22 protein-coding genes and 4 pseudogenes are annotated in these 26,000 nt (G+C 70.6%); 9 read left to right on the top strand and 17 right to left on the bottom strand.

Annotation, left to right across the window (positions count from 1 at the left end; translation table 11 throughout):
- Positions 1–449 precede the first annotated feature (449 nt).
- Positions 450–1,690, top strand: a pseudogene (locus HJD23_RS32330) (IS256 family transposase).
- A gap of 123 nt (positions 1,691–1,813) precedes the next feature.
- Here HJD23_RS32330 and HJD23_RS32325 read toward each other — a convergent pair.
- Together HJD23_RS32325 and HJD23_RS44285 are read right to left on the bottom strand one after the other, a co-directional pair.
- A pseudogene (locus tag HJD23_RS32325) lies at positions 1,814–2,512 on the bottom strand (nucleotidyltransferase domain-containing protein); the annotation flags it as partial.
- A gap of 1,436 nt (positions 2,513–3,948) precedes the next feature.
- Complete coding sequence (locus HJD23_RS44285) at positions 3,949–4,614, bottom strand: toll/interleukin-1 receptor domain-containing protein (RefSeq protein ID WP_240980867.1); 666 nt, start codon at positions 4,612–4,614, stop codon at positions 3,949–3,951.
- Between the two features lie 196 nt (positions 4,615–4,810).
- Between HJD23_RS44285 and HJD23_RS44280 the strand changes: the two genes are divergently transcribed.
- Positions 4,811–5,185 carry a hypothetical protein gene (locus HJD23_RS44280; protein WP_232108212.1) on the top strand — a complete coding sequence of 125 codons (375 nt, stop codon included), beginning with the start codon at positions 4,811–4,813 and terminating at the stop codon, positions 5,183–5,185.
- A 261-nt stretch (positions 5,186–5,446) separates the two neighbouring features.
- Positions 5,447–6,007 carry a GNAT family N-acetyltransferase gene (locus HJD23_RS32310; RefSeq protein ID WP_171110549.1) on the top strand — a complete coding sequence of 187 codons (561 nt, stop codon included), beginning with the start codon at positions 5,447–5,449 and terminating at the stop codon, positions 6,005–6,007.
- Here the strand turns inward: HJD23_RS32310 and HJD23_RS32305 are convergent.
- Positions 5,944–6,675, bottom strand: coding sequence for an aspartate/glutamate racemase family protein (locus HJD23_RS32305; protein ID WP_171110548.1), 732 nt, complete (start codon positions 6,673–6,675; stop codon positions 5,944–5,946). The two genes, HJD23_RS32310 and HJD23_RS32305, sit on opposite strands and share 64 nt — an antisense overlap.
- Before the next feature lie 5 nt (positions 6,676–6,680).
- Positions 6,681–8,132, bottom strand: a complete 1,452-nt coding sequence (locus HJD23_RS32300; protein WP_171110547.1) for an NCS1 family nucleobase:cation symporter-1 — start codon at positions 8,130–8,132, stop codon at positions 6,681–6,683.
- Between the two features lie 192 nt (positions 8,133–8,324).
- On the opposite strand from HJD23_RS32300, the gene HJD23_RS32295 reads away from it, so the two are divergent.
- Positions 8,325–8,978, top strand: a complete 654-nt coding sequence (locus HJD23_RS32295) for a GntR family transcriptional regulator (protein WP_171110546.1) — start codon at positions 8,325–8,327, stop codon at positions 8,976–8,978.
- A 53-nt stretch (positions 8,979–9,031) separates the two neighbouring features.
- Here the strand turns inward: HJD23_RS32295 and HJD23_RS32290 are convergent.
- From HJD23_RS32290 to HJD23_RS43115, 5 genes and pseudogenes are all read right to left on the bottom strand, one after another.
- Positions 9,032–9,984, bottom strand: a pseudogene (locus HJD23_RS32290) (IS481 family transposase).
- Between the two features lie 326 nt (positions 9,985–10,310).
- Positions 10,311–11,273, bottom strand: coding sequence for a prolyl aminopeptidase (pip, locus tag HJD23_RS32285; RefSeq protein ID WP_171118367.1), 963 nt, complete (start codon positions 11,271–11,273; stop codon positions 10,311–10,313).
- 37 nt (positions 11,274–11,310) lie between these two features.
- Positions 11,311–12,156, bottom strand: coding sequence for a uracil-DNA glycosylase (locus tag HJD23_RS32280; RefSeq protein ID WP_171118365.1), 846 nt, complete (start codon positions 12,154–12,156; stop codon positions 11,311–11,313).
- Between the two features lie 85 nt (positions 12,157–12,241).
- Positions 12,242–13,465 (bottom strand): RNA-guided endonuclease TnpB family protein, encoded by a 1,224-nt coding sequence (locus HJD23_RS32275; protein WP_171110487.1) that lies wholly within the window; start codon positions 13,463–13,465, stop codon positions 12,242–12,244.
- Positions 13,462–13,629, bottom strand: a complete 168-nt coding sequence (locus tag HJD23_RS43115; RefSeq protein WP_206326244.1) for a hypothetical protein — start codon at positions 13,627–13,629, stop codon at positions 13,462–13,464. Before HJD23_RS43115 ends, HJD23_RS32275 begins: the two co-directional genes overlap by 4 nt.
- On the opposite strand from HJD23_RS43115, the pseudogene tnpA reads away from it, so the two are divergent.
- Together tnpA and HJD23_RS44270 are read left to right on the top strand one after the other, a co-directional pair.
- A pseudogene (gene tnpA, locus HJD23_RS44275) lies at positions 13,546–13,852 on the top strand (IS200/IS605 family transposase); the annotation flags it as partial. The gene HJD23_RS43115 and the pseudogene tnpA sit on opposite strands and share 84 nt — an antisense overlap.
- A 437-nt stretch (positions 13,853–14,289) precedes the next feature.
- Complete coding sequence (locus HJD23_RS44270) at positions 14,290–14,865, top strand: RNA-binding S4 domain-containing protein (RefSeq protein WP_171119115.1); 576 nt, start codon at positions 14,290–14,292, stop codon at positions 14,863–14,865.
- Between the two features lie 342 nt (positions 14,866–15,207).
- Here the strand turns inward: HJD23_RS44270 and HJD23_RS32260 are convergent, their stop codons facing one another.
- Positions 15,208–15,690 (bottom strand): DoxX family protein, encoded by a 483-nt coding sequence (locus HJD23_RS32260; protein WP_171117355.1) that lies wholly within the window; start codon positions 15,688–15,690, stop codon positions 15,208–15,210.
- A 134-nt stretch (positions 15,691–15,824) separates the two neighbouring features.
- The gene (locus HJD23_RS32255; protein ID WP_171117356.1) at positions 15,825–16,532 is read right to left on the bottom strand and encodes a class I SAM-dependent methyltransferase; all 708 of its coding nucleotides are present in this window, start codon (positions 16,530–16,532) and stop codon (positions 15,825–15,827) included.
- A 183-nt stretch (positions 16,533–16,715) separates the two neighbouring features.
- Here HJD23_RS32255 and HJD23_RS32250 point away from each other — a divergent pair, with 183 nt between their 5' ends.
- Complete coding sequence (locus HJD23_RS32250) at positions 16,716–17,018, top strand: DUF6343 family protein (RefSeq protein ID WP_171117358.1); 303 nt, start codon at positions 16,716–16,718, stop codon at positions 17,016–17,018.
- A 161-nt stretch (positions 17,019–17,179) separates the two neighbouring features.
- Here HJD23_RS32250 and HJD23_RS32245 read toward each other — a convergent pair whose 3' ends face one another.
- The 4 genes from HJD23_RS32245 to rpsA all read right to left on the bottom strand — a co-directional run bounded on the left by HJD23_RS32245 (position 17,180) and on the right by rpsA (position 21,185).
- Positions 17,180–17,560, bottom strand: coding sequence for a tetratricopeptide repeat protein (locus HJD23_RS32245; RefSeq protein WP_141308648.1), 381 nt, complete (start codon positions 17,558–17,560; stop codon positions 17,180–17,182).
- A gap of 184 nt (positions 17,561–17,744) precedes the next feature.
- Positions 17,745–18,377 (bottom strand): dephospho-CoA kinase, encoded by a 633-nt coding sequence (coaE, locus tag HJD23_RS32240; protein ID WP_171117360.1) that lies wholly within the window; start codon positions 18,375–18,377, stop codon positions 17,745–17,747.
- A gap of 89 nt (positions 18,378–18,466) precedes the next feature.
- Positions 18,467–19,405 (bottom strand): PAC2 family protein, encoded by a 939-nt coding sequence (locus HJD23_RS32235; protein ID WP_171117362.1) that lies wholly within the window; start codon positions 19,403–19,405, stop codon positions 18,467–18,469.
- Positions 19,406–19,694: 289 nt separating this feature from the next.
- The gene (rpsA, locus tag HJD23_RS32230) at positions 19,695–21,185 is read right to left on the bottom strand and encodes a 30S ribosomal protein S1 (RefSeq protein WP_141308642.1); all 1,491 of its coding nucleotides are present in this window, start codon (positions 21,183–21,185) and stop codon (positions 19,695–19,697) included.
- A 319-nt stretch (positions 21,186–21,504) separates the two neighbouring features.
- Here rpsA and HJD23_RS32225 point away from each other — a divergent pair, with 319 nt between their 5' ends.
- Both HJD23_RS32225 and hrpB read left to right on the top strand, forming a co-directional pair.
- On the top strand, positions 21,505–22,365 hold the full coding sequence (locus HJD23_RS32225) for a class I SAM-dependent methyltransferase (RefSeq protein ID WP_171117364.1): 861 nt from the start codon (positions 21,505–21,507) through the stop codon (positions 22,363–22,365).
- Positions 22,366–22,369: 4 nt separating this feature from the next.
- Entirely contained in the window at positions 22,370–24,859 is a 2,490-nt protein-coding gene (hrpB, locus tag HJD23_RS32220; protein ID WP_171117366.1) for an ATP-dependent helicase HrpB, read from the top strand.
- Here the strand turns inward: hrpB and HJD23_RS32215 are convergent.
- Positions 24,849–25,841 (bottom strand): DUF3068 domain-containing protein, encoded by a 993-nt coding sequence (locus HJD23_RS32215; RefSeq protein ID WP_171117368.1) that lies wholly within the window; start codon positions 25,839–25,841, stop codon positions 24,849–24,851. The two genes, hrpB and HJD23_RS32215, sit on opposite strands and share 11 nt — an antisense overlap.
- Positions 25,842–25,862: 21 nt before the next feature.
- On the bottom strand, positions 25,863–25,997 hold the full coding sequence (locus HJD23_RS32210; RefSeq protein ID WP_141308636.1) for an SPW_0924 family protein: 135 nt from the start codon (positions 25,995–25,997) through the stop codon (positions 25,863–25,865).
- Positions 25,998–26,000: the final 3 nt, after the last annotated feature.

Below are 26,000 nucleotides of genomic sequence, written 5' to 3'. Positions count from 1 at the left end.
TCGCCGATCGCGCGGACTTGGTTCTGCCCCGTGAACAGGACGACATCGCCGGTGCCGACGTCTGCGAACTTGCTGTCGTGTGCGGAGGTCGCACCCTAGAACCTGGCATGGCCCTCCGGGTGAAGGGACCGGAGCTTCGCCCGTTGTTCGGCAGTGAGCAGACTGTCGTGGCTTGGCGCAGTGAAGTCCACTTGCCGGTCCACGGTGTCCGCCCAGTGGCGCCGCGTCTCGGAACTGCCGTACGACGGGGATATGAGCACCCGCACCATGCGTCCTTCCTCGCCTAGCGATCAGTCGCCCGGGATGGCGTCCCGCTTCGTGGTGTAGCCGATCAACGTTGGGGCGTACGCCCCGGGGCGTGTGTCGATAGGGATTCCGCTCCCTGCCCGGCAGGCGGGCCACCATGCAACTCTCCCTGGTAAACGGCCAGTTCAACCAGGAGGTGCATGATGGCCCTGTCCCAGCATGACTTACTTCGGCTGCTGGAGTCACTGCGTTCGGCGGACGGACTCGAACTCGTCCGTTTCGTGGCCGAGCGGATGCTGCAGGAGCTGATCGAGGCCGAGGCGACGTCGAGGATCGGTGCGGAGTGGAACGAGCACACCGAGACACGCACCGCGCTGCGCAACGGGCACCGCGACAAGACGCTGACTACGCAGGCCGGTGACCTGGACCTGGCCATACCCAAGCTGCGCTCGGGCAGCTTCTTCCCGAGCCTGCTGGAGCGTCGCCGCCGCATCGACCAGGCTCTGTTCGCCGTCATCATGGAGGCGTACGTGCACGGAGTGTCCACCCGTTCGGTCGACGACCTGGTCAAGGCGCTGGGTGCGGACAGCGGGATCTCCAAGAGCGAGGTCTCACGGATCTGCGCGGACCTGGACACCCAGCTGACCGCGTTCCGCGGCCGGCCCCTGGACCACACCCGCTTCCCCTACGTCTACCTCGATGCGACCTACTGCAAGGCACGGGTCGCGCACCAGATCGTCTCGCGGGCCGTGGTGATCGCCACCGGCATCACCGAGGACGGCGGCCGCGAGGTGCTGGGGTGATGGTCGGCGACAGCGAGACCGAGGTGTTCTGGACCCAGTTCCTGCGTCACCTGCGCGAACGCGGTCTGGGCGGTGTCCGACTCGTACTGGGCGATCACCACTCGGGCCTGGTCAAGGCGATCCGCAAGGTCATGATCGGCGCGGCCTACCAGCGCTGCCGGGTTCATTTCCTGCGCAATGTCTTCGGCGTGATCCCCAAGGACGCCGCGGAAATGGTCGCCGCGACGATCCGCACCATCTTCGCCCAGCCCGACCAGGACGCCGTCCGCAACCAGCTCGACACGGTCGCCGACATGCTGGGCGCACAGTTTCCCCAGGTCAAGCAGATGCTCCTGGACGCCAAGGACGACCTCACCGCCTTCGCGGCCTTCCCGGAACGGCACTGGAAGAAGATTCAGTCCACGAACCCGCTGGAGCGGATCAACCGCGAGATCAAACGCCGCGTCGATGTCGTCCAGGTCTTCCCCAACGACGACGCTCTCCTCCGACTGGTCACCGCCGTGCTCTTCGAGATGCACGACGAGTGGATCGCCTTCCCCCGCCGCTACCTACCCGAAGGCAGCATGGACCAGATCTACCCCACCGAAGCCGGCGAAAGCGCCCCCGCACTCCCCAACACCACCAACACGACCGACGATTGATCGCCTACACCACGTCAAGGGACACGACCTCGCCCGGCCTTCAGTCGTCCCATCCGGAACAGCTTCCTCGAAGATCGCCTCGGCTTGCCCGATCGCTTCGGTCAGAGTGTCCCGATCACTTCCTGCGGACAGTGACGCGATCACACCGTCCACGGTCCGCAGTCCAGCCCGCTCCAACAACCGCTTCTCATTGGTCACCCACTCCCCCCGCGCCGCCAGCACCGCATGCCCGGTCTGTACGGCCGCCGTGGCGATGGCGCCGGTGGTCTCCGTGAGGTGGCCGGCCGGTGCGTGGTTGGACTGTGCGTACGCGAGCGTGGCGCGGGCGGTGCCGTACCAGCGGTGGCTCGCCGTGCGACGTAGCTCCTCCGGGTACGACGCCGGCCGCGGCAGCTCACCGCGCAGCACCTCGTTGATCGCCAGCTCCGCGACCACCAGGTAGCTGGGAATCCCCGCGAGATGGAACAGCAGCGGCTCCACCCGGAACCGACCCTGCTCCGCCTCCGCCAACTCCCGCTCGACCACGTCGAGATCACGGTAGTGGACGTCGACGCGCCGCCCGTCGATCGTCAGCCACGCGCCCCCGTTGAACACGCCCCCGCCCCAGCCGCCGACCTCCGACACCTCGCCCTCCCAGCCGAGGGCGCGGAGGTCGGCCGGGTCGAAGGGGCCGCGGTAGTAGACGGCCAGGTCCCAGTCGCTGTCGGGTCTGTGGGTGCCCTGGGCGCGGGAGCCGCCGAGGGCCACGGCCCGGACGGTGGGGAGGGCGGCCAGGCGGTCGGCGGTGGTGTTGAGGAACGTGGTGTCGTCGGGGGTGGGCATGCGCGCAGCGTACGGAGTCGAGTGGTGGGGCTTCACCGCAATTACGCCCGGGACAGCGGCGAAGCTTCACGCAATTACGCCCAGCTGCTGGCAGCGGCGAAGTCTCACCCCGTCCCCGAACCTCGGCACGCGAAGCCCTGGCACGCGAAGCCTCCGCACGCGAAGCCTTAGCGCGCGAAGGCCTCACCCCGTCGCCGCCACCCCGAAGTCCGCCCCGGAGATACCGCCCAACCCCTCCACGATCCGTAGCAACGGCCCGCAGAGCGGCCAGTTCGGCGCGCATCTCCTCCGCCTCCGGCCACGCCGCCTCGTGGTCGGGCGGGGCCATGTCCGCCGGGCAGCGGGCTTCGTAGGCGGCCAGGCGGGGGTGCCAGGTGGTGGTGAAGGGGCGGATGGTGTCGTTGATCAGGGTGTACGCCAGGTTCTGGACCGTCGGAGCGCCGGACTCGGCGCCACGCTCCAAGCCGATGCTGTACGTGTGCAGGGTCGCCCGTGTGAAGTCGATCAGGGATTTCAGCGACGTCAGCGCCTCACGCAGGCTGCCCGTGCCCGGTGCCAGTTCCTGCACCCCGATACGCGTGACCAGCTCGACCTGGATGTCGAAGGCGGCCATCCGCTCCGACTCGCTGGGCGCTGTCATGGGTGCCTCCCTCCGGCTGCCGGGGAAGGCCAGCGTAACCGGGGCCGCCGGGTCGCGGCGGGCGCACAGCGTACGCAGAGCCGCGTGCCGCAGGGCCTCGGTACGGGCGGGGGCCGGGTCGTGGTGGTGCCAGGCGTGCTGGGTCACAGCATGCAGCGACCAGCCGTCGTCCGCGGCGGGGGTGAGCAGGCTGCGGGCGCGCAGCTCGCGGACACCGTTCGCCGCTCGGCGACGGGCGACGATCCGGGGCACGCGGTCGGCGGCGGCCAGGACGTGTGCCGCGTCGTCGGCGGTGAGCGGCAGGGGGTGGAGGGCGGTCGCGCAGCGCAGGACGTCGGCGGCGTCCGCGGTGTCCACGTCCCGTACCACGGTGCTCGTCACGTCCTCGTCGGCGAGTGTGTCGAGCAGCGATCTGCCCCGGGTGTGCAGGCGGTCGTAGAGCGTGCCAGGGTGGTGACCGGCGCGGACCGCCCGGCCCAGCAGCCCGAGTGCGAGGGGGTGACCGTCGACCGCGCCGGCGAGCGCCTCGTCGCCGCCGACGAGCACGCGCGCGTGGGGAGCGTCGAGCGGTCCCAGGTCGATCGGCGTGCCCAGGGCGTCGTAGGCGCGGCTGCGCAGGGTGAAGAGGGTGTGGCCGAGGGGATGGGGTGCCGCCATCGCCGCGATCTCGCGGGCGGCGAGCCGGTGGGCGGGGGCCGCGTCCACGATCCAGAGGAACGGTTCGCCGATGGCGTCGAAGTATCCGTGGAGGTCGCGGTGCCCAGGGCGCGTACCGATGCGTCGTACGACTCCCCGTTCACCCAGCACACGCCACCGGGGTACGCGGCCTCGAAGCGAAGGGCGTACTCCTGTGCCAGCAGGGTCTTGCCGATGCCCGCCATGCCCCGGATCTGCACGGCATGCGCCGACGCGCGGCCGGTGACGAGCGGCGCGGCGTGGGCGTGCAGGGCGGAGTGCACCTGCCAGAGCTCGGAGAGCCGTCCCAGGAACTCGGGGCCGACTGCGGGCTGCCGAGCAGCCAGCGTCGTACGCGGTGTTCCTTGAGGGTCATGGGACCGTCGAGGCGCGCCACATGCGCGCGTACGTCCGGCACGAGGGCGGTGAGGTCGTCCGCCGAGGCATGCCGTGCGTCGCGCAGTTCGACGGGGTGGATGTGGTGCGTCGTCGGCTCCGGATTGACCACCATGACGCGTCGCCGCGGGTTGCCCTCCCCAAGTCCCGCCAGGTAGGCGGTGGTCAGCTCCCACTGGCAGGCCTCGCGCTCGGGGTAGCCGGTGGAGTAGAACGCCAGCAGTGCCTTGGAACGCGACAGTTCGCGGCGGATGGTGTCGCTGATGCCGGCGAAGGACTCGACTCCGGTCTCGTCCGTGAACACCTCCAGGCCGCCGTCGCGCAGCGCCCGCACGAGCGGACGGACTCGCTCCGCATCACCGCGGCTGTAGCTGAGGAAGACGTCCCACACGACGACTTACCCTACTGTGGGTACCGGGGAGGGCGATCATGGCACACAGGCAGCGCAGGCGGCGTCGACCGGCGGGTCCGTCACAGATCACGGCCAAGCTGACGATTCCGTTCGTCGGTGAGATCTCCGGTACGGGTAGCCTGCCGACGCGGAGCGCAGCGCGGCCTGGGAGCTGTACCTGGAGCTGATCACGCGCGTGTCGGTCGAGGAACTCGACGGGGACGAGGGCCTGCTGCGCGAGGCGCTGTCCTCGCTGTACACCTTCTTCAACACCACCCGCGAGATCCTCCGCCGCTACGGCCCGGAGGTGGCCCCTCCCCTCGCGCCGGGCCATGTGAGCTTCGGCGTCCTCGCGGTGACCGTCCTCAACCGGGTGCTGCGCCCCCTGCTGACGTCCTGGCACCCTCGCCTCGCCGCGTACGAGTCCCAACGCCCGCCCAGCCGGGACCCGGTGGCCCATGAACGCCAGTGGGAACACGCGGCCGACCTCCGCGCCGAGATCGCCGCGGTCCGCCGGACCCTGGCGTCGCTCGCCGAACGTTGCAGGCCGTGGCCGGAGTGGGCGACCTGATCGACCTTCCGGCCCCGCGCCCGCCGCGCCTGCCGGGGTCACCCGGGGATGGTGGACAGGGCGGATTGAGCACCCCCCCCCAGGTCAGAGGGGTTCTGACAGTCCACGGGACTGAAGACCGGAGGCGCCTCGCCTGCGCGGCGTGAACTCCGCGTGGAACCGCACCACCGGCGATATTCGGGTGCGATCGGCGCACCGGGGCCCGCATGATCGGTGAACGACAACCAGGCAACCAGGCAACCAGGCAACCAGGCAGGCATCATGCCCAAGCGCGTCACCGTCCCCCACCCGAGCCGTGTCGCGCTACGCCGTGCCGCGGCGACCGACGCCGACGCCGCGGCCCACGTCTGGCTGCGGTCCTTCGCCGCCGCGCTGCCGACCGTCGTTCGGCCGCGCTCCGACGACGAGGTGCGGACGTACTTCCGGGAGGTGGTGGTGCCGCTCGGGGACACATGGGTGGCCGAGGCCTCGGAGGGCCTGGTCGGCGTCATGGTGCTCGACGGTGACCAGCTCTCCCAGCTCTACCTCGATCCGGACTGGCGCGGCCGGGGCATCGGTGACCGGTTCGTGGACCTCGCCAAGCAGCGCCGACCACACGGCCTGACCCTGTGGACCTTCCAGGTCAACACCCCCGCCCACCGCTTCTACGAACGTCACGGCTTCGTCGCCGTCGAGTACACCGACGGCAGCGGCAACGAGGAGCGGGAGCCGGACGTCCGGTACGTGTGGCGGCCCGCGACGCCGCTCGGACCAACGGCTCACTCGCCAGGCGGCGTCAACGGCCTTCCCCACACCCGCCGCTTGGCCAACGGCCGCGCATAACTCCCCACCCGGCTCGTCGTCAGCCCCAACCCCACCAGCGACTCCGCCAGCTTCACCGCCGACGCCACCCCGTCGACCACCGGCACCCCCAGCTTCTCCCCCACCACCCGCTGCAGCCCCGTCATCCCCGCACAGCCCAGCACCAGTACCTCCGCCCCCGCCGCCCGCGCCCGCTCGGCGGCGGCCAGGAACGCCGTCTCCGTACGTTCACCGTCCGCCAGCTCCAGCACGCCCAGCCCCGTGCCGACGACGGCGACACAGTTCCGCCCCACCCCCGCCAGCTCCAGGCTGTCCTCGATCTGCCCGCACGACCGTTCGAGCGTCGTGACCACGCCGTACCGCCGCCCGATCAGGCACGCCATATGCGCGGCCGCCTCGGTGATGTCGACGACCGGCACGTCCACCAGTTCCCGCACGCCCTCCCGCCCGTGCTCCCCGAAACCGGCCATGACGACCGCGTCGTACGGCGGTCCGTCGTACGTGCGCAGCGCGTCCAGCACGGCCGCCGCCGACAGAAAGCTGTCCAGCCAGCCCTCCGCCGACTCGGGCCCCCATGCGGGGGTCAGCCCGGTCACGGTGGTGCCCGGGCCTGCGGCGGCCCGGGCACCTCGTACGATCTCCTCGGTCATCTCCTGCGTGGTGTTGCAGTTGGTGACGACGATGCGCACTCCGCTCAGCCCTCCACCTCGGCACGCTCGCGCCGGCAGAGCAGCACGTACAGCCCGGCCGCCAGCGCCGTACCGATGAACCAGGAGTACGGCGCCACGTCACCGAACGTCTTCACCAGCGCCAGCACCGCCGCGACCCCGGCCGCCGGAAGGAAGGCCCACAGCGCCTTTGGGTTGAAGCCCTTGCGGTAGTAGTACGGCGATCCCGGCTCGGCGTTGAAGAGCTGGTCGACGTCGACCCGGCCGCGCTTGACCCAGTAGTAGTCGACCATGATCACGCCGAACAGCGGGCCCAGGAAGGCGCCGAGGCCGCCCAGGAAGTAGTTGACCACCGTCGGGTTCGAGAAGAGGTTCCACGGCGTCACCACCAGCGCCGCCACCGTGCTGATCATGCCGCCGACCTTGAAGGTGATCTTCTGAGGCCAGACGTTGGCGAGGTCGTACGCCGGTGAGACGAAGTTGGCGACGATGTTGACGCCCATCGTGGCGATGGCGAACGTCAGCGCTGCCAGCACCAGGACCCAGGTGTTGCCCACCTTGGCCACCAGCTCCGCCGGGTCGGTGATGGCCTCGCCGAAGACCTCCAGCGAGCCGGCGGTGACGATGACCGACACGACCACGAAGGCGGTGGAGTTGATCGGCAGGCCCCAGAAGTTGCCGCGCCTGACAGTGCGGTAGTCCGGAGCGAAGCGCGAGAAGTCGCAGAAGTTGAGCATCAGCGTGCCGTACGTGGCGAGGATCAGCCCGATGGCGCCGAACCACTGCCGCCACTGCTCGCCCACGGAGACCGGGTGCGGGGTGGACGTGAGCGAGATGGTCCAGTCGGCCTTGGCGAGGATCCACACGGCCAGCGCGATCATGACCAGCCAGATGGCCGGACCGCAGAAGTCCTGGAACTTGCGGACCGACTCCATGCCCTGACTGATGATCAGCGCCTGGATGAGCCACAACGACACGAACGACACCCAACCCAGAGCGTCCAGCCCCAGGAACGAGCTCCGCGTCCAGGACTCCAGCCCGGGCCAGGCGGCGAGCAGCATCACGTTCACCGCGACGGAGGCCAGGTAGGTCTGGATGCCGTACCACATGATGGCGATGACGGCCCTGATCAGCGCCGGGATGTTGGCGCCCCAGACACCGAAGCTGATGCGGCTGACGACGGGGAAGGGGACGCCGTGGCGCTGTCCGATGCCGCCCATCCAGTTCATGCCGATGTAGATGAGCACGAAGCCGACGAGCAGGGACGTGAAGACCTGCCACACGTTCATGCCGAGCACGAGCAGGCCCGCCGCGAACGTGTAGTTGCCGAGGTTGTGGACGTCGGACATCCACAGGGCGAAGAGGTCGAAGACCTTCCAGTTGCGCTTGCCGGCCGGGGCGAGGTCTTCGTTGGTGAGGCGGGGGTCGGGGACGAACGGTGGCGTGCCGGTGGCTTCGGCACGGTCGGCGAGGGACACGGGGCCTCCACGGACGAGGGGACGGAGGGGCCATGCGTACGGGCACGGAGCTGAGGCTTGGCTCGACGCGACGGTTCGTTCGGCAGTTTGGTATACCAAACTGCGGACATAGTCCCGCCGTCAACAGTTCCGGCGGATATCGCTGCTGTTAACGCTCCGTAAAAGACACCCGGAGTCGGCGAAGATGGCCCCATGACGAAGATCGAACCCCTCGGAGCGGTGCGCGAACGTGTCCTGGCCGGGCTGCGGCAGGACATCATCGCGGGCCGCCTGCGCCCCGGGGACCGGCTGGTCGAACGCGAGCTGGCCGAACGCTTCGAGGTCTCCCGCGTCCCGGTCCGGGAGGCCATCCGGGCGCTGGTCGCCGAGGGCTTCGTCCTGTTCGAGACCCCGCGCCGCGCCGTCGTACGCCGGCTGACCCCGGTCGATGTCCGGGAACTCTTCGAATTGCGCGAGGCGTTGGAGGTGTACGCGGCGGGCCTCGCCGCGTCCCGCGCGACACCCCAGGCGCTGACGGAGCTGCGCGAGCTGCTGCGGAACGCCGCCGACGCCACCGAGGCCGGGGACGCCGAGACGATCACCGACATCAACACCCGGTTCCACGACCGCATCCTGGCGATGGCGGGCAACAGCCTGCTCATCTCGGTCATGGAACCGGTCGACGGCCGCCTGCGCTGGCTCACCCGGCAGAACGAGGAGTGGCCCCAACTCCTCACCGAGCACCGCGAGCTGTACGAGGCGATCGCCTCCGGCGACCCGGACCGGGCGCGCACCCACGCACTGAGCCACGTACGGGCCAACTACCGCTCGACGGTACGGCACCTGTTCGGGGAGGAACACGACTAGGACCTGCGCGTGCCGGCCCCCGCGACGCCGACGTGATCCAGACGGCCGGGGGCCTAGGTGTATTGCCCTGTGAGGTTGGGGACGCGGCTGGAGGGTGGCTGGCCTTTCAGCGCGGGTGTCCGCGGTGGTGATTGTAGGTGTGCAGCCACTCGTCGAACGCCTGGCGTCGTTCGGCCTCGGACCGGTAGGGGCGGGCGTAGGCCCACTCGTCCAGCAGGGTGCGGTTGAAGCGTTCGACCTTGCCGTTCGTCTGTGGCCGGTAGGGCCGGGTTCGTTTGTGGGTGATCCCGGCCGCTGCCAGCAGGTCGCGCCAGTTGCGGGAGCGGTAGCAGGAGCCGTTGTCGGTCAGTACCCGTTCCACGGTGATGCCGGCCTGGATGAAGAAGGCGTGGGCGCGGGTCCAGAAGGCGGTGGCGGTCTCCTTCTTCTCGTCGGCGTGGATCTCGCTGTAGGCCAGGCGGGAGTGGTCGTCGACGGCGGTGTGCAGGTAGCTGTAGCCGGCGTTCGTGCGGTTCTTGCGGCCTGCGGCCCGGCCGAGGACTCTGTGGCCGCCGCCGTCGGGGATGTTGCCGAGCTTCTTGATGTCGACATGGACCAGTTCGCCGGGCCGGTCGCGTTCGTAGCGGCGTATGACACGGCCGGTGGCCCGGTCCAGGTGGGCAAGGCGGGCCAGGCCGTAGCGGGCCAGGACGCGGTGCACCGTCGAGGGCACCAGGTGCAGCAGGTGCGCGATGCGGGCCGGTCCCCACCGGCGCAGGATGCGGACCTTGATGATCCGGCGCTCGGTGCGGGTCGGGGTGCGGCGCGGGCTGGTGCGCGGACGACTGGAGCGGTCGGCCATGCCGGCCTCGCCGAGCCGACGGTAACGGTCGACCCACCGCTGGGCCGTGGTCGGCGAGACCTGGAAGCGTTCTGCGGCCCGTCGCAGGCTCCAGTTGTCGTCTACGACGCAGCGGGCCAGGCGCAGGCGGCCGGTCTCGGTCAGGGGTGCATTACGGTGGGGCACGAGGGCCTTTCTGTTGCTGGTGCAGATGTCGCAATCCACACCAGGCCAGAAGGCCCTCACCCATTTCAAGATCACACGGCAGTGATCGCTGTCACCAACCTCCGTGGGCAGAACACCTAGGGCGTGTTTCGAAAGTAGCGTCGTCCGCCCGGAGGGCGGGGCCCGCGGCGTCTGGTGCTGGGGGTACCTCCCACGCCGTTCAGACAGTGGGGGAGCATCGCAAGGCGGAGGGTCGCCCGCGTACTGGGCGTACGCGGGCGATCCCGACAACGCAGCGAGGCGCCGTGCCAGGCGTCGCGGGCCAGACGGGACTTTCGAAACACGCCCTAGCGGGCCGCGTACCGGTCCGTCGCCGCCACCAGCACCTCCGTCATTCCCGGCGCACCCGCGTTGTGCCCGACCTCGTCGACCAGCACCAATTCGCTGCCGGGCCAGGCGTGGTGCAGCCGCCAGACGATGCCGAGAAGGTTGCCGAAGTCGAGAGCGCCCTGGACGAGGGTGCCGGGGATGCCCTTCAGCAGATGCGCGTCGCGGAGCACTACCCCCTCGTCGTTGCCCTCGCCCAGGAAGTGGTCGTTGCCCCAGTAGTGCGTGACCGTCCGGGCGAAGCCCATGCGGAACACCGGGTCCTCGTAGCGCGGCACGGAACGCGGCGGCGCGGGAATGACCGCCGTCTCCCAGTCCGTCCAGGCGCGCGCCGCCCGCTCCCGCACCGCCGCGTCCGGGGACTGCAGCAGCCGGTTGTAGGCGGCGGCGAGGTTGCCGTCGCGATCGTCGTCCGGCAGTTCGCCGACAAACCGTTCGAAAGCCTCCGGGAAGATCTTGCCAAGGCCCCTGGTCATCAGGGCCACTTCGGCGTTCGACCCCGTCGCGACACCGGTCAGCACCAGCTCGGACACCACGCCGGGATGCGTCTGGGCATACCGCAACCCCAGCACCGACCCCCACGACACCCCCCACACCAGCCACCGCTCGATCCCGAGATGCCGCCGCAGCAGCTCCAGATCGGCGATGGCATGGGCCGTCGTATTGACGCTCATGTCGGTGTCGTACGCACTCGCGCTCGGCGTCGAACGCCCACACCCGCGCTGGTCCAGCAGCACGATCCGGTACGCCGCCGGGTCGAAGTAGCGCCGGAAGTTCGGAGAGCACCCTGAGCCGGGCCCTCCGTGCAACATCACCGCGGGCTTGCCTTGCGGGTTCCCGCAGGTCTCCCAGTAGACACGGTTGCCGTCACCGACGTCGAGCATGCCCTGGTCGTACGGTTCGATCTCCGCGTAGAGGCCCATCGGGGCACCGTAGCGTCGCTACGACGGCCCCGTCCCGTCAATTTCGCACGGCCAGCCCCGCCGTACGCGCCGCCCTGCGCAGGACGTCCCGCAGCATCTCCGGGGTGAGGCGGCCGGTGAAGGTGTTGCGCTGGCTGACGTGGAAGCAGCCGAACAGGTCGAGGGCGGTGAGTTGGTCGGGGGCGGCGGGTGCGGCCGGTACGGCGGGTGCCGCCGGTACAGCGGGTGCCGCCGGTACGGCGGGTGCGGCGAGGGCCGCAGGCCCGTCCGGGTCGGCGGATGGGGCGGGTGCGGCGGGTGCGGCAAGCCTCACCTGTGCGCCGTGCGCGAAGGCGGGCCTCGGTCTCGGCACCGTCCAGCCCGCCGCCGCGAACGCCGGCAGCGCCGCCTGCCAGCCGAAGGCGCCGAGCACGACCACCGCCCGCAGCGTCGGCCGCAGCAGGCCCAGTTCCTGGACGAGCCAGGGGCGGCAGGTGTCGCGTTCCTCGGGGGTGGGCTTGTTGGCGGGTGGCGCACAGTGCACGGGCGCGGTGACACGGACGCCGTACAGCTCCAGGCCGTCACCGGCCGACACGGACGTGGGCTGGGACGCGAGCCCCACGTCGTACAGCGCCTCGTACAGTACGTCTCCGGACCGGTCGCCGGTGAACATCCGTCCGGTGCGGTTCCCGCCGTGCGCCGCCGGGGCGAGGCCGACGATCAGCAGCCGGGCGTCCGGCGGGCCGAAGCCCGGCACCGGCCGCCCCCAGTACGTCCAGTCGGCGAAGGCGGCGCGCTTGGTATGGGCCGCCTCCTCACGCCAGGCGACCAGCCGAGGGCACGCCCGGCAGCCCGCGATCCGCTGATCGAGGCCGCGGAGACCGGCGGGGGCGCTGCTGTCCATGCATCCACCTTGACATCCTCTGCCCCCGTGGGCGGGGCAGAATCCCATCCGTTTCGCAGTGCGGCCCGGTGGGTGGTTGACGCTTCTAAGACCGGGTAACCCCGAGGTCTCCACGTCCTGACACCGCATGTCCTGCGGCGTGTTCGATGTTCCGGGCCGCATTGGTATCCGCGTTCTCAACGAATCCGCAGCCGTCTGCCTTGCAGACGAATCGGGACTGCGATTCACGGCTGCCGGGGGCGATGAACCCGCAGGCCGAGCAGCGCCAGGAGGTGTTCGGGGCGGGGACCTTGACCAGGACTCCGCCCCGGTCGGCCAGCTTGTATTCGAGGAAGGTGACGGTTCGTCCCCATGCCTCGCCGCTGATCGACCGGTTCAGCCCGGCTCTCTGCCGGACGTTCGTGCCGGGGGCTTCCACGGTGCCCTTGGCGGACTTGACCATGTTCGTGATGGCCAGGTCTTCCACCCCGATGACGCCGAAGGTCCCGGCAAGCTCAGTGGTGGTCTTGTGCTGCCAGTCAAGGGCGCGGCGCGTGGCTCTTGCGCGGAGCTGCTTGATCTGGTCGTACGTGTGCTTGAGGCGGCTGCTGTTGCGCTCACCCGGCTTGCGGTGGGCGCGCCTGCGTTCCCGCTGCTGTTCCAGCCGCTTGAGCCGCTTGGCCTCACCAGGGGTGAGCCACGGCTCGTGTTCGCGGAAGGTGCCGTCTGAGAGCGCGAGGGGCTTGGCGATGCCCCGGTCGATGCCGGTGATCGGCCCCTCGTGCGGCTTGGGCTCGTCCACCTCGGTCTGGACGCGGAAGACGATGTGCCAGCCGTTCGCTTCCTTCACCAGCCGCGCCCCGGTGACCTTGTTGTGCTTGTCCGCGCGTTTGCCGTACGGCAGGGCTTTGGTCCACCGGAACTTCACCAAACCGACCATGGGTACCCAGCACTGGCCCCAGTGCCGGGACAGGCGGGCGATCCGAAGGTCACGGCCCTGGGGGATGTCGATGGCGCGGCGTACGGTGCGTTTCTTGAAGGCCGGCGCTTCGGCGCGGCCTTCCCAGCAGTTCACCCACGCCCGGTGACACGTCTTGAGGACCTGCTGGGCTGCCTGCGCGGGGACGGCCCCCAGCCAGGGAATGTCCTTGCGGGCCTGGCGTATCGCCTGGTCCATACGGCCGAGGGAACGCTGACACTTCGGCGTCATCTGCCACAGCTCGTGCAGCAGATTCCACATGGCGCGGGCGCCGTGGCCCTGGCCATCGACCTGGGCGAGCTGATCGGGGGTGAGGTAAAGCCGGGCCTTGTGGCCACGCTGACGCTTCAACTTCCCTCCCCAGTCACCTCGTTGGCCGATTCGCTGAACATACTGGCATTGGTGCATGTCACCGCGATAGGAAGCAGCAGTTGACGCGCTGCGAAGAGATCATGCGCGACGTGTGCACGGACTTCGAAGCCGAGTTGAAGCAGTTCAACGGCGAACGCGATCACGTACGTCTCCTGATGCACTACCCGCCGAAAGTCGCTCTCTCGAAGCTGGTCAACAGCCTCAAGGGCGTCTCCTCACGGCGGCTCCGCTTCGAGTACACGGGCGAGGTGAACCGGGCGATCATGCATGGGCGGTTCTCGTCCCGCTCGTACTTCTCAGGGAGCTGTCGGCGGGGCACTGACCGTCGTACGCCAGTACATCGAGAACCGACGGCGCCCCGTCTGACCCGGCTGAGGTGGACAGCGCAGACCCGTGCCTCAAGACGAGGTCAGAGCAATCTTGGGATGGCCTACCCCCCCGGGGGGGGAGCCCCCCCCGTGAACGCGGGAGCACTGGCCAAGATCATTGGTAGGTCCGTGGCGTACGCCTGTAGTGGTGTCGGCTCAGGGCGGGGCAGCGTCCGGTGGAAAAGCCGTCCAACGCACCCTGCCCGGGGGACTAAGGTCGATGGCATGGCTTCCGATCGCATGGACAAGGCAGGCAGCGGCGGGACCAGCCGGAACGCCCCGGACCCGGCCGTGGCCCCGGCCGACGGACGTGCCCCCGAGACGCCCCCGGCCCGGGAGACCGACGGCCGAGAGGCACCCGGCGCCCCGCAGCCCGACGATCCGGGCGCCGACGCCCTGTCCGCCACCGCCTCGCAGACCGACGCCCCGCCGACCGTGCACCCAGGCGCCGTCGACCCGAAGGTCGCCGCAGCGATCGCCGCCGCCGAGGCGGCCGGTCCGGCGAGCGGCGAGACCGTCCGCATCGACAGCTGGATCTGGTCCGTACGGCTGGTCAAGACCCGCTCCCAGGGCGCCGCGGCCTGCCGGGGCGGCCATGTGCGGCTGAACGGCGAGCGGGTCAAGCCCGCCCATGCGGTGCGCGTCGGCGACGAGGTACGGCTCCGGCATGAGGGCCGGGAGCGGATCGTCGTCGTCAAGCGGCTGATCCGTAAGCGGGTCGGCGCCCCGGTGGCCGTCCAGTGCTACATCGACAACAGCCCGCCGCCCCCGCCCCGCGAGGCCGTCGCCCCCGCAGGCATCCGCGACCGCGGCGCAGGCCGCCCGACCAAGCGAGACCGCCGCGAACTGGAACGCCTGCGCGGCCTGGGCGGACCGGGCGGCTTGAGCGGTCCGGGCGGGCTCGGAGATCCCGGAGTTCCCGGCGGACGGGGCGGTCCGGGTGGGCTCGGGGGCCCGGGTGGCGGCTCTGGCCGACCGGGTGGCCGAGGTGGCCGCCCCGGAGGACGCTGACCTCCGAACATCGGCGGAGCAGCGTGGAGGGCGGCCTGGGTGCTGCGAGGGTGGCCGATGGTTCTCGCCGCCCCACTCCGACGGCGACCAATGCATCCCGCCGACCCACTGCGAGGGCCCCCAGGGAGCGCCTCGCCGACCAGGAAGACGCCCGCCCGTGCGGCCCCTCGCCCCCCCACGACGATGACAGCCGACGGGCACGTCGCCCCACCGGTCGCCACCGCCGCTGTACGGTCCGCCGCGGTCGGTGCCCCGCCGGTCACGACCGCCGCCGCAGCACCCTCAGCACCTCAGCGCTCTGCCCCGCCCCCGTACCGTCCGCCGCGGTCGGTGCCCCGCCGGTCACGACCGCCGCCGCAGCACCCTCAACAGCTCCGCGTTCTGCCCCCGCCGTGCCCAGGCGATCAGGGCCAGCGGCACCAGCAGGATCACCGGTGTCGCCGCGTTCTGCCCGCCGAAGACTGTCAGCTGCACGATGAAGGCACCCACCATCAGCGCGCCCAGTGACATCGCCGCGACGGACTGGAGGAGCGGCACCAGCAGGGCGACCGCGCCTGCCAGTTCGAGGATGCCGACGGTGTACATCCCCGCGTTGCCCCAGCCCATGTCGGCGAAGATCTCGGTGGCCGAGGAGTGTGCGATCAATTTGGGCAGCGCGCTCGCGATCGCGTAGAAGAGCGCGAGGACCACCTGGAGGGCGCGCAGGGCGATTCGGGCCCGGCGGCCCCGGGCGGTCGGGGACTCGGCCACGACGGCGGACGACGAGGCGGGCGCGACGGACACGTTGGACGCGACGGAGGCTACGGAAGCGGTGGTCTCGGACATGGGGGTCTCCTGTGTGAAGCGGTCCGTGATGCTGTCACAGAGGTAGACCCGCCCCCGGTCCCGAACTCATCGCCGTGCGACGGGAATTCTCGACCACCCACAGGTCCGGCAACCAGCGCCGCTCCTCCCCGTGCTCAGGCCGTCGGCCCCGGCCCGGCCACTACAGCCCGCACCCATATCCGATCCTCCGTCAGATACTCGTCCACTCTCAGCCCCACCTCCCCCAGCGCCGCCTCGAACTCCTCCTTCGTCAACAGCCTGGCCCGGAACGTCTGTGTCCAGGTCGCGTCCGGGAACTCGTACTCCGCGTGTACCGAGTTCGTGCCGTCCCCGACCGGCTCCGACGACACGATCCGCAGCGTGAAGCCGCTGGGATCGACCCGTTCGCGCGGCACATTCGTGTGGTAGTCCTCGCCCTCCCGCTGAATCAGCACACAGCCGCCGTCCGCGAGATGCCGCACGCACGTCCGCAGCAGGCCCCGCCGCACCTCCTCGTCCGCGGTGTGCACGAGGAACGACGCCAGTAGCACCGCGTCGAACCTCTCCCCGAGGTCGAGCTTCTCGATCGGGCTGCATATCGTGCGTGCCCCGCGGACGCGTTCCAGCATCTCGGGGGACTCGTCCACCGCCGTGACCGTGCAGCGCCGCTCCAGCAGCGGGTGCGTCATACGGCCGACCCCGCTGCCCAGCTCCAGAATGTGCGCCCCGGCGGGCACCGCGCCCGCGATGATGTCCGGCTCGTCCCCCACCGGCAACCGTGAGTACAGCTCGACCGCGCAGCCGTCCGGCGTGATCGCTCCCGGCCCCGTCCCCTGATGTCCCGCTCGCATTTTCAGCCCCATGCCCGCCCAACGGCCCGTCCCCGCACGGCCGTTCCCACCCACCCCCAGTTCACCCGTTCGAGTGACCTGATTCCCGCGCCGCCCTGTCAGCAGGCCGCTGTCGTTCCGGGAGGTCACCAGGCGGGCCCGAGCCCCATCGCTGGAGAACACCCGCGCCGAAGAGTACTTTTCAAGCAAGGAGTGATGATCCCAATGCGTACGGGCAGTGAGCCGATGACCGCGCGAAGTGCGCTGCGGATGCGCTTCTGGCTGAGTGTGTGGGGGCTGGCCTGGGCGATCTTCGGAACCATCGCCTTCACACTGGCCGGCCGCCCCGGCTGGGCGATCGCCTGCGGCGTGCTCTGGCTGGTGATCACCATCGATCTGATCGTCGTCGTCCGGCACATCCGCCAGGGCCCGCACTTCCAACCGGGCCGGGACATCCCGCCGTACCGGCCCGTGGACGACCACGCACCGTACCGGCCCCCGGACGACCGCGCACGGTAGCCGTCTCCCGCCCCGGACGACCGCGCTCCGTAGCCCGTTTCCCGGCCCGCCCGGACGACCGCGCACCATAGCCCGTCCCCCGGCCCGCCCGGACGACCGCGTTCCCTAGCCGTCTCCCGGCCCGCCCCGGATCCCCCGCCCCCGGTCCCCCGTCCTTCGGCTCACCCGTCGAAACGTGCCGCCTTCAGATACTCCGGGTTCGGATCCAGCGCGGCCGCCAGCCGGAAGTGTCGCTTGGCCTGTTCCGGCCGCCCCTGCCGCTCATAGGTGCGCGCGAGCGCGAAATGCGCGAACGCGTTGTCCGGCTCGCGCTCCAGTACGATCGTGAACTCCAGCTCCGCGGGCCGCAGTTGCGCGGCGGCGAAGAACGCACGCGCGCGCAGCAGCCGGGCCGCGGTGTTCTCGGGGTGCGCGGCGATGACTGGGTCGAGCAGCTTCACCGCGCCCCGCGGATCGCGCGCGGCGAGCAACTGCTCGGCGGCGCGGTAGTCGATGACATGCGTCTCCGGCGAACGTCCGGTCGAACCGCTGGTCTCGGGCACGGCAAAGTCCTTCCCTTACTGGCCGGATTCAACGCCCGCTCCCCAGGCCCGTATTCCCGAGCGACTCATGGCCATTCCGGCTTCCCGAGCGGCTCATGGCCGTTACAGCTTCCCGAGCGACTCGTGGCCGTTACAGCTTCCCGAGCGACCCATGGCCGTTGCAGCCAGGACAGCTACGTCGCCGCTACTCCCCGGGCGACTCCCGAGACGACCCCTGGGACCCGTGCGCCCGGCGCACCAGTTCCGCCCACACGTCCTTCACGCGCCGCTGCAGCTCCGGCAGCGGTACGTCGTTGTCGATCACGATGTCCGCGATCTGCAGGCGCTTCTCGCGCGTCGCCTGAGCCGCCATACGCGCGCGTGCGTCCTCCTCGGTCATGCCCCGCAGCCGTACGAGCCGGTCCAGCTGGGTCTCAGGGCTGGCGTCGACGACGATCACGAGGTCGTAGAGCGGCGCCAGGCCGTTCTCGGCGAGGAGCGGGACGTCGTGGACAACGACGGCGTCCTGGGCAGCCCCGGCCTCCAGCTCGCGGGAGCGGGCCCCCACCAATGGGTGCACGATCGAGTTCAGGACGGCCAGCTTCTCCGGGTCGGCGAAGACGATCGAGCCGAGTCTGGGCCGGTCCAGGCCGCCGTCCGGCGCGAGCACCTCCTCGCCGAAGGCCTCGACGACCGCGGCGAGACCGGGAGTACCGGACGCTACGACCTCCCGCGCGATGCGGTCCGCGTCGATCAGCACGGCCCCGCACTCCACGAGCAGCCGCGACACCTCGCTCTTGCCGGCGCCGATCCCACCGGTCAGGCCAACCTTCAGCATGAGCGGAAGCTTAGGCCCTGCCGGTGACAACGCATCCCACCGGGACGTACGACCACCGGCCGCCCTGGCCTGCCCCTCAGGTGTCGCCTTCAGTTGTCCCCTTCACGCTCCGCCAGGAACCGCTCGAACTCCCGCCCGATCTCGTCCGCCGACGGAATCTCCACCGGCTCGGCGAGCATGTTGCCCCGGGTCTCGGCGCCCGCGACGGCGTCGTACTGGTGTTCCAGGCCCTGGACGAGGGCGGTGAGTTCCTCGTCGCCCTCCTGGATCTGCCGCTCGATCTCCGTCTGGGTGCGGTACGCCTCCGTGCGCAGGGAGTGCGCGATGCCGGGCAGGACCAGCCCCGTGGCGGCCGTGATGGCCTCCAGGACGGTCAGCGCCGCGTCCGGGTACGGGGAGCGGGCGATGTAGTGCGGGACGTGCGCGGCGACGCCCAGGACGTCGTGCCCGGCCTCCATGAGGCGGTACTCGACGAGCGACTCGGCGCTGCCGGGCACCTGAGCCTCGTCGAAGGGGCTGCGGTAGCCCGGCACGAGGTCGGTGCGGTTGCCGTGCGGGGTGAGGCCCACCGGGCGGGTGTGCGGGACGCCCATGGGGATGCCGTGGAAGTTCACGGCGAGGCGGACGCCGAGGCGCTCCACGATCTGTCCCACGGCGGCCGCGAAGCGCTCCCACTCCACGTCCGGCTCCGGGCCGGACAGCAGCAGGAAGGGCGCTCCGGTGGCGTCCTGGACGAGCCGCACGGTCAGCGTGGGCTCCTCGTAGGCGGTCCAGCGGTCGCGTTTGAAGGTCAGCAGCGGACGGCGGGCTCGGTAGTCCACGAGCCGGTCGTGGTCGAAGCGGGCGACGACCTGGTGGGGCAGCGAGTCGAGGAGCCGGTCGACGATCTGGTCGCCGGTCTCGCCCGCGTCGATGTATCCGTCGAAGTGGTAGAGCATGACAAGTCCCGCCGACTCCTGGGCCAGCGCCATGTCGACGACGGCCAGGCCCTTCGGCTCCCACGTGTACAAACCCTGCGGATCAAGCACTGTGACCGCTCCTCCTCGTGTCCGTACGCCACAACGCCCTTGCGGGCGTGGGCATTCCCGGAGGAGGGACCCATGATCTTGAGGACGGGAATGGACAACGCCCCCAAGGGGCGCGGGGCTGTATCGATATGCGGCTGCGGGCTGTATCGATATGCGGCTCCGCCGCGTGGGCGCGACAAGCCCCACCGGCCCGCGGCCGCAGCACAACCCAGCGCCTGGGCAACGCTGAGGGGCCGTACCTCGAAAGGTACGGCCCCTCAGTCAACGGCTAAGCCTCAGCGGCCGGCGTTCAGCTCTGCCCACCCGCCAGCTTCTCCCGCAGCGCGGCCAGCGCCTCGTCCGAGGCCAGAGCGCCGGACTGGTCGCCGCCCTCGGAGGAGTACGAACCGCCGGTCGCGGCCGGAGCCGCAGCCTCGCCACCCTCGGCCGCGGCAGCGGCGTCGGCCTCGCGGGACTTGATGACCTGCTGCTGGTGCTGCTCGAAGCGGGACTGCGCCTCGGCGTACTGGCGCTCCCACTCCTCGCGCTGCTTCTCGTAGCCCGGCAGCCAGTCGTTGGTCTCCGGGTCGAAGCCCTCGGGGTAGATGTAGTTGCCCTGGTCGTCGTACGACGCGGCCATGCCGTACAGGGTCGGGTCGAACTCGACCGAGGCCGGGTCGGCACCGAAGGACTCGTTGGCCTGCTTCAGCGAGAGGCTGATGCGACGGCGCTCGAGGTCGATGTCGATGACCTTGACGAAGATCTCGTCGTTGACCTGGACGACCTGCTCCGGGATCTCCACGTGGCGCTCGGCCAGCTCGGAGATGTGGACCAGACCCTCGATGCCCTCGTCCACGCGGACGAACGCACCGAACGGAACCAGCTTCGTGACCTTGCCGGGCACGACCTGGCCGATCTGGTGGGTGCGGGCGAACTGCTGCCACGGGTCTTCCTGGGTCGCCTTCAGCGACAGGGAGACACGCTCGCGGTCCATGTCGACGTCGAGGACCTCGACGGTGACCTCCTGGCCGACCTCGACGACCTCGGACGGGTGGTCGATGTGCTTCCAGGACAGCTCGGAGACGTGGACCAGACCGTCGACGCCACCCAGGTCCACGAAGGCACCGAAGTTGACGATCGAGGAGACCACACCGGAGCGGACCTGACCCTTCTGGAGGGTGGTGAGGAACGTCTGGCGGACCTCGGACTGGGTCTGCTCCAGCCAGGCACGGCGGGACAGGACCACGTTGTTGCGGTTCTTGTCCAGCTCGATGATCTTGGCCTCGAGCTCCTTGCCGACGTACGGCTGGAGGTCGCGGACGCGGCGCATCTCGACCAGGGAGGCCGGGAGGAAGCCACGGAGGCCGATGTCGAGGATGAGGCCACCCTTGACGACCTCGATGACGGTACCGGTGACGATGCCGTCCTCTTCCTTGATCTTCTCGATGGTGCCCCAGGCACGCTCGTACTGGGCGCGCTTCTTCGAGAGGATCAGGCGGCCTTCCTTGTCCTCCTTCTGGAGGACCAGGGCCTCGATCTCGTCGCCGACGGCGACGACCTCGTTCGGGTCGACGTCGTGCTTGATCGAGAGCTCGCGGCTCGGGATGACACCTTCGGTCTTGTAACCGATGTCGAGCAGGACCTCGTCCCGGTCGACCTTCACGATGACGCCGTCGACGATGTCGCCGTCGTTGAAGTACTTGATCGTCTCGTCGATCGCTGCGAGGAAGGCTTCCTCGTTACCGATGTCGTTGACCGCTACCTGCGGGGTGGTGGCGGTGGTCTCGGTGCTGCTCGTCATGTGGGAAAGGGCTCCGGTACGGACATTGAAGTCGTAGGTACTGCTTACGCCGGGAGCCCGTTTCGCTCTGCAGAAGCCGGACAGCCAAGGAAGCGCCCCACCAGATACTGGTGATGGCGCCTCGACAACCGAGGGGACATACAACAGATGCGAGCGCAGCCTGCTACGTCTGAGGTGCGCAGGCCCGCAGCGCAACTTGTAGCATACGGGGGCAGCCGGACAGGGTCAATGCGCGAAGCCGCACACCCGGGGCGGATCGCCCCATACCCGGCACAAAACCTGTCTCCTGAGGCCACGCAGGCCCTGGCGCGCCCCTCCAGTGACACCGCCGGGACGGGTTGGACGGAAGAGTACGACGAGGGAGCCGATCATCCAAGAGCCTGAAGCGTCCGAGCCCGAAGCCACCCGGCGTGCCGCGGATGTCACCGAGAGCGCCCGGGCCAACCGGGGCTGGTGGGACCGCAACGCGGACGAATACCAGATCGAGCACGGCACGTTCCTCGGCGACGACCGTTTCGTGTGGGGCCCCGAGGGCCTGGACGAGGTGGAGGCGGAGCTGCTCGGCCCGCCGGAGGACCTGAAGGGCAAGGACGTGCTGGAGATCGGCGCCGGCGCGGCCCAGTGCGCGCGCTGGCTGGCCGCGCAGGGCGCCCGCCCGGTCGCCCTGGACCTCTCCCATCGCCAGCTCCAGCACGCGCTGCGCATCGGCGGAACGTTCCCTCTGGTGTGCGCCGACGCGGCCGCCCTGCCCTTCGCGGACGCCTCCTTCGACCTGGCCTGCTCGGCGTACGGGGCGCTGCCCTTCGTGGCTGATCCGCGGCTGGTGCTCCGGGAGGTGCGGCGGGTACTGCGGCCCGGGGGCCGCTTCGTCTTCTCCGTCACCCACCCCATCCGCTGGGCGTTCCCGGACGAGCCGGGCCCGGAGGGACTGTCCGTCTCCGGGTCCTACTTCGACCGCACGCCGTACGTGGAGCAGGACGAGGACGGCCGTGCGGTGTACGTCGAGCACCACAGGACGCTCGGCGACCGGGTGCGGGACATCGTGGCGTCCGGCTTCCGGCTCGTGGACCTCGTGGAGCCGGAGTGGCCGGCCTGGAACACCTCCGAGTGGGGTGGCTGGTCGCCGCTGCGCGGCGGTCTGATCCCGGGCACGGCGATCTTCGTGTGCGTACGAGACTGAGCGCGTGATCCGTTACGACGCCCTGGACGCGCTGCCCGTACGCACCGCACTGCCCGCCCTGCGCGAGGCCCTGGACGGGCACGGCACGGCCGTCCTCGTCGCTCTCCCGGGGACGGGTAAGACGACGCTGGTGCCGCTCGCGCTGGCGGGGCTGCTCGGCGAGGGACCGGCCCGCCGGGTCGTCGTGGCCGAGCCGCGGCGGATCGCCGCGCGGGCGGCGGCGCGGCGGATGGCATGGCTGCTGGGCGAGCAGGTCGGCGAGAGCGTCGGCTACACCGTGCGCGGGGAACGGGTCGTCGGGCGGCACGCGCGCGTGGAGGTCGTCACGACCGGTGTGCTGCTGCAGCGGCTCCAGCGGGACCAGGAGCTGAACGGCGTCGACGTGGTGGTGCTCGACGAGTGCCACGAGCGGCATCTGGACGCGGACACGGTGGCGGCGTTCCTGTGGGACGTACGGGAGGCGCTGCGGCCGGAGCTGCGGCTGGTGGCCGCGTCGGCGACGACCGACGCGGAGGGCTGGGCGCGGCTGCTCGGCGGGGCTCCCGTGGTCGCGGCGGAGGGTGTCGCTCACCCGGTCGAAGTGGTGTGGGCGCCGCCGGCGCGTCGGGTACGGCCGCCGCACGGCATGCGGGTCGATCCGGCACTGCTCGCCCATGTGGCGTCGGTGGTGCGGCGGGCGTTGGCCGAGCGGGCGGGGGACGTGCTGTGTTTCCTGCCGGGGGTCGGGGAGATCGCGAGAGTCGCCGGGCAGCTGGGGGATGTGGGCGGCGTCGATGTGCTGCAGGTGCACGGGCGGGCACCGGCGGACGTGCAGGACGCGGTGCTGTCGCCGGGGGCGCGGCGCCGGGTGGTGCTGGCGACGTCGGTGGCCGAGTCGTCGCTGACGGTTCCGGGGGTGCGGGTCGTCGTCGACTCGGGGCTGGCGCGGGAGCCGCGGGTGGATCACGCGCGCGGGCTGAGCGCGCTGACGACGGTACGGGCCTCGCAGGCGGCCGGGCGGCAGCGGGCGGGGCGGGCCGGGCGTGAGGCGCCCGGGGTGGTGTACCGCTGCTGGGCGGAGGCCGAGGACGCGCGTCTGCCGCGGTTCCCGGCGCCGGAGATCCAGGTGGCCGATCTGACGGCGTTCGCGCTGCAGGCGGCCTGCTGGGGGGATCCGGAGGCGTCCGGGCTGGCCTTGCTGGATCCGCCGCCGAGCGGGGCGATGGCGGCGGCGCGGGCCGCGCTCGCTGGAGTGGGCGCGGTGGACTCCGCCGGCCGGGCCACGCCTCGGGGTGTGCGGCTGGCTCGGCTGGGGTTGCACCCTCGGCTGGGGCGGGCGCTGCTGGACACCTCCGGCGCGGGCGCCGAGGTGGTGGCTCTGCTGTCCGATGAGCCGCCGCGGGAGTACGGGGACGACCTGGGGGCCGCTTTGCGGGCTGCTCGACGTGGGGGTGACGCCTACGCCACACGGTGGCGAGCGGAGGTGCGGCGGCTGCGGGCCGCCGTCGGGGAGTTTTCCCCACCACCCACCCATGAAATCGGCGAGGACCGCTTGGTCGGTCTTGTTGCCGCGCTCGCCTTCCCCGAGCGCGTTGCCAAGGCCGACGGCGGTTCCTACCTCATGGCCTCCGGGACCCGGGCAGAGGTCGGTGAGGGCACCGGGCTGCGTGGCGCCCAGTGGATCGCCGTCGCGGTTGCCGATCGCCCCGTCGGCAAGGGGCACGCGCGTGTGCGGCTGGCCGCTGAGGTCGACGAGGACATGGCCCGGTCGGCGGCCGCGTCGCTGTACTGCGAGAGCCAGGAGGTGCACTGGGCCGACGGTGACGTGGTCGCACGGCGGGTCGAGCGGCTCGGGGCCGTGGAGTTGGCGGTACGGCCGCTGTCCGACGCCGCCTCCGGCCTCGTACGCGATGCGCTGCTGGAGGGGCTGCGGCGGGAAGGGTTCGGGCTGTTGCGGTGGTCGCGGGAGGCCGACGTACTGCGGCAGCGGCTTGCCTTTCTGCGGCTGCGTCTCGGGGAGCCGTGGCCGGAGGTGTCCGACGAGGCGTTGCACGCGCGCGTGGAGGAGTGGCTGGAGCCGGAGCTGAGCCGGGCGCGGCGGCGGAGTGATCTGGCGCGGATCGATGCCGGGGAGGCGCTGACCCGGTTGCTTCCCTGGGCCTCCGGGGAGGCGGCGCGGCTTGATGAGCTCGCCCCGGAGCGGATCACCGTACCGAGTGGGTCCAGAATCCGGATCGACTACACGGATCCCGGACGGCCCGTCCTCGCCGTGAAGTTGCAGGAGATGTTCGGACTGCAGGAGTCGCCGACCCTCGCAGGAGTCCCCGTGCTCGTGCATCTGCTCTCCCCCGCAGGCCGCCCCGCCGGCGTCACCGCCGACCTCGCCTCCTTCTGGCGGGACGGCTACAAGGGCGTACGGGCGGAGTTGCGCGGCCGCTATCCCAGGCATCCGTGGCCCGAGGACCCTGCCACCGCCGAGCCCACCCGGCACACCAACGCGCGGCTCAGGCGCTGACCGGTGCCGGTTGCGTGGCCTGCTCGGGGGCCGGGTCGCCGGGGCGGCGGCCACGGGCCTCCAGGTACAGGGCGAGGGCGAGGAGGAGTACGCCCAGGGTCAGAAAGCCCCAGGGCAGGTACGAGGTCATCAGCAGGACCAGGGTGCGGTTGGACTTGACCAGGTCGACCGTGTGGTCGATGTAGTCCTCGCGCATCTTCACATGGCCGGCGAACGCCGTGACCTTGTCGCGCCCGCCGAGCAGGGTGCCGCCGCGGAGTTCCTCCTTGTGGATCTCCTCACCGTAGACGGGGGCACCGGTGAGCGGTTCCACCCAGAACTTGCGGATCGTGGTGTACCAGCGCGTCGTGCCGGTCTGGGCGACGGACTCGGGGGTGATGCCCTCGACGGGCATGGCCTTGGGGAACGGCACCTTCGTCCAGGGGATGGTCTGTTCGAAGTAGTAGACCTCGACGCCACGGAAGGTCTGTGTGCCTTTGTAGTGGATGGGCGCGGTGATGCGCGCCTGTGCGTCGAAGTATTCGTAGTTTCGTTTTTCGGTCAGGAACGGCCATTTGAACTCGATGCCCTCACGCCGCACAGGGTCGCCGTCGACCATCTCGCCGGTGGCGTGGACGGGTTCCTGGGTGTGCGCGTCGAAGATGTACCGCTCGGGGATCTTGGAGACCATCTTGCCGTCGGGGCCCTGCACATAGGACAGGCCGTCCCAGACGACGACGTCCCGTCCCGCCGTCCGCTCGATCCGTTCGGAGGCCTCCACGTTGCCCTTGAGGGTCTGCACGATGGTCACCTTGGGGACCTTGCGGGCCTGCATGGTGCCGTAGTCGAGCAGGGTGGCGTCCTTCGCCTCCAGGACCATGTCCTGGTACTGGTTCGGCGGGATCTTGGCGAGGCGCGGGAAGGCGTACCAGCGCAGCAGTGGGGACAGCGCCGCGAAGAACACGGCGAGGGCGAGCAGTATGAGGCTGGTCCTGCGGCGCATCTCGGTCTCCCTCCGCCCGGGTTACGGGTGTGCCGGCACCGTCGTCAACAACGGTTTCGGGGACGTCTCGCCGGTCGGTGCGCCCATGGCCGTGATCGTGAGGACCAGGGCGAGGGCGACGGCGAGACCGGTCACGGCGGCGATCAGGGCGCGCATGCC

It is taken from the genome of Streptomyces sp. Z423-1 (assembly GCF_013009255.1).
In the GTDB taxonomy this organism is placed as follows: Bacteria; Actinomycetota; Actinomycetes; order Streptomycetales; family Streptomycetaceae; genus Streptomyces; species Streptomyces gossypiisoli.
The sequence above is the reverse complement of the archived record's forward strand: the minus strand, read 5'-3'. Positions and strand labels throughout refer to the sequence as shown.

Coding starts and splice junctions, on each gene's coding strand:
- HJD23_RS32255 (WP_171117356.1), bottom strand. CDS start 16,532: ATGGGGCTGAAAATGCGAGCGGGACATCAGGGGACGGGGCCGGGAGCG.
- HJD23_RS32260 (WP_171117355.1), bottom strand. CDS start 15,690: ATGTCCGAGACCACCGCTTCCGTAGCCTCCGTCGCGTCCAACGTGTCC.
- rpsA (WP_141308642.1), bottom strand. CDS start 21,185: ATGACGAGCAGCACCGAGACCACCGCCACCACCCCGCAGGTAGCGGTC.
- HJD23_RS32210 (WP_141308636.1), bottom strand. CDS start 25,997: ATGCGCGCCCTGATCGCCGCCGTGACCGGTCTCGCCGTCGCCCTCGCC.
- HJD23_RS32295 (WP_171110546.1), top strand. CDS start 8,325: ATGACGAAGATCGAACCCCTCGGAGCGGTGCGCGAACGTGTCCTGGCC.
- HJD23_RS32215 (WP_171117368.1), bottom strand. CDS start 25,841: ATGCGCCGCAGGACCAGCCTCATACTGCTCGCCCTCGCCGTGTTCTTC.
- pip (WP_171118367.1), bottom strand. CDS start 11,273: ATGGGCCTCTACGCGGAGATCGAACCGTACGACCAGGGCATGCTCGAC.
- HJD23_RS32310 (WP_171110549.1), top strand. CDS start 5,447: ATGCCCAAGCGCGTCACCGTCCCCCACCCGAGCCGTGTCGCGCTACGC.
- HJD23_RS32250 (WP_171117358.1), top strand. CDS start 16,716: ATGATCCCAATGCGTACGGGCAGTGAGCCGATGACCGCGCGAAGTGCG.
- HJD23_RS32280 (WP_171118365.1), bottom strand. CDS start 12,156: ATGGACAGCAGCGCCCCCGCCGGTCTCCGCGGCCTCGATCAGCGGATC.
- coaE (WP_171117360.1), bottom strand. CDS start 18,377: ATGCTGAAGGTTGGCCTGACCGGTGGGATCGGCGCCGGCAAGAGCGAG.